The sequence below is a fragment of the Geomonas sp. genome (assembly GCF_035254065.1).
GTDB lineage: Bacteria > Desulfobacterota > Desulfuromonadia > Geobacterales > Geobacteraceae > Geomonas.
Genome location: NZ_DATFBA010000315.1, coordinates 1 through 2,787 on the forward strand (window position 1 = coordinate 1; position 2,787 = coordinate 2,787).

The following is a 2,787-nucleotide window of genomic DNA, read 5'->3' on the forward strand; positions in this document are numbered from 1 at the left end:
ACTAAATACTACGTGAAATCTCTTGACATCCTGGAGGGCAAAAAGCGATAGTGTCCTGAACTGTATACGCTACGGTCTTTTACAAGGAGCTAGCACTGATGTCTTCCAATGCCGTAGAGGTAACCCCGAAGGCGTGGAACCTCTACATTGAGAACGATATCCTCGACCTGCAGCAGCTGCGACCGGAGGTAGCCAACTCCTGGCAGCGCTGCCGCAACCTCAACATCAATCCCTACAAGGAAGAGGACCACGTGGTAAGCCTCCCGGAGTTGCGGGAGAAGCTCTTCAGCAAACAGCACCTCTTGAAGGTGGCCAGGCCCTACCTGGACAACCTGTACAACTTCGTGAAGGGTTCGGGGTTCCAGGTCGTCTTGACCGACGAAGAAGGATACCTCCTTGAGGTGATGGGCGACAACGACATCGTCTCCAGGACCAAGCGGGTGCTCCTTTGCCCCGGCGGCAACTGGAGCGAGGCGGTCAAGGGGACCAACGCCATCGGCACCGCAGTGGTCGAGAAACGGCCGGTCCAGATCTACGCCTGGGAGCATTACTGCCAGCAGCACCACTTCCTCACCTGTTCCGCAGCACCCATCTTCGATGCCGACGGTGAAATGGTCGGCATCCTCGACATAAGCGGCGACTACCGGGTCGCCAACGCCCACACCCTCGGCATGGTAGTGGCCGCAGCAAACGCGGTCGAAAACCAGCTCCGCCTCCTGCGTGCCACCGACAAACTCTACATGGCCTACCGTTACTCCAACGCACTGCTGGAGAACATGTCCGACGGCCTCATCTCCATCAACAACAGCGGCATCATCACCGAAATCAACGCCAAGGGGGCCGAGATTTTCGGTGTCGTCCCCTCCCGCGCCAAGGGACGCCACGTCGAGCAGGTGGTGAGCGCCCGCTCCCCGATGCTGAGGGTTTTGGCCGATGGCCAGGAGTACGAGGATCGCGAGATCATCATCGAGAGGGTAGGGAAGAAGATCTACAGCTCGGCCTCGCTCCTGAGGGATGATTCCGGCGGGGTGATCGGCGTGGTGGCGGTTTTCCGGGAGATCGACAGCCGGCACCAGACCAGGCGCCCCACCGTCATGCACTCCCATTGCTACACCCTTGATGACATCATCGGAGAAAGCCCCGCCATCGCCGCCGCCAAGGAGTGGGCGAAACTGGCTGCCGACAGCCCGTCCACCGTTCTGATTAACGGGGAAAGCGGCACCGGCAAAGAGCTGTTCGCCCAGGCCATCCACAACGCGAGCCAGCGCCACGGGCGGCAGTTCATCGCCCTCAACTGCGCGGCGCTGCCGGAAACCTTGATCGAGAGCGAGCTGTTCGGTTACGAGGAAGGGACCTTCACCGGCGCCAGGAAAGGGGGGCAGGCGGGCAAGTTCGAGATCGCCGACGGCGGCACCATCTTCCTGGACGAGATCGGGGATATGTCGCTCAGCGTACAGGCCAAGCTACTGCGCGTCTTGCAGGAGAAGACGGTATCGAGGATCGGCTCCGGTCGTGAAAAGCCTGTCGACATCCGGGTGATCGCTGCCACCCACAAGGACTTGCTTGCCGAGGTGGAGAAGGGGAACTTCAGGCAGGATCTCTATTACCGGCTGAACGTCCTGGGTATGCGGATACCTGCACTGAGGGAGCGCGCCGAGGACTTCGAGCTGCTGACCCGGCACCTGGCGGACAAGATCTGCGAAAAGCTCGGGAAGCGGGCGGCGGAGATTGAGGCAGGTTTCCTCAGGAAGATCGCGGCGCACAGCTGGCCGGGGAACATCAGGGAGTTGGAGAACGCGCTGGAAAGGGCCATCATACGGTCCGGCCCTGAAGGGGTGCTGAGAGAAGAGATGTTCGATGTGGTCGAGGCACCGGGAAGGGGGACAGGCCCCTGCGGAGCCAGTCCCCTCGACTCTCCGAGAGCGCTCAGTTACGCGGGCGAGCAGAAGGGGGAGAGGAGCGAGCCGGTTAAGGCAGCGGTGGGTGGGGATGTAAAGCCGACCGAGGTGCTTTCACTGAGGGATGCCGAGAAGAAGCTGATCTGCGACGCGCTCGCCTTTTATGACGGCAACATCCAGAAAGCCGCCGTCAAGCTCGGCATCGGCAGGAATACGCTGTACAGGAAGATGAAGGAGTACGAGATCTAGTTGACGATCTCGTGATTGCGTCAACTTATCCCGTCTCTCGCCGACACTCCCTCGCCCTACGGGAGAGGGCAGGGGTGAGGGAAGCTCCATATCTTCGTAGAAATTTCCCTCACCCTAACCCTCTCCCGTGGGGAGAGGGGACTATCGGAAGAGGGCACTACAGATCCCCCGTCATCTGCTGCAGCAAATACAGCTTCACGTTCACCTTCTTGACGCAGTCGATGATTTCCTTCAGGCCGTCCTCGTCCAGGCCGCACTCCTCCTCGATCCCCTGAAAGTACGGATACCCCTTGGGGAGCGGGGTCAGCGCGCCGTCGCGCAGCAGCATGACGTCCACCAGGTCGTTCACTCGTCCTTCCGCCTCCCAGGGGTCGCGGTAGTTGAACTGCCGCGCCACCACGTGCAGTCCCATCCCGTTCTCAAAGATCGCCTTCACCTCGAAGGAGAACTCCCTGGGGGCACTGTAGTTCTCGCTGCGACCGGCGCGGACCATCACCTGAGCTCCGGCTTCCCTCAAAAGCTCGCCCACCGACTCCGCCGTCATCGGCTTGTACTGAATTTCCTTGTCCATCCTCAAACCTCCAATCTCAACTCGATACCCCAAGGCACCGGTTTCTCACCTTTTGACGTCAGCACCCAG

2 protein-coding genes are annotated in these 2,787 nt (G+C 60.5%); one reads left to right on the forward strand and one right to left on the reverse strand.

Annotation, left to right across the window (positions count from 1 at the left end):
* Positions 1-98: 98 nt before the first annotated feature.
* Positions 99-2,147, forward strand: coding sequence for a sigma-54-dependent Fis family transcriptional regulator (locus VJ604_RS14535; protein ID WP_324083690.1), 2,049 nt, complete (start codon positions 99-101; stop codon positions 2,145-2,147).
* Between the two features lie 157 nt (positions 2,148-2,304).
* Here VJ604_RS14535 and VJ604_RS14540 read toward each other — a convergent pair whose 3' ends face one another.
* Complete coding sequence (locus VJ604_RS14540; RefSeq protein ID WP_324083692.1) at positions 2,305-2,718, reverse strand: hypothetical protein; 414 nt, start codon at positions 2,716-2,718, stop codon at positions 2,305-2,307.
* Between the last annotated feature and the right edge of the window lie 69 nt (positions 2,719-2,787).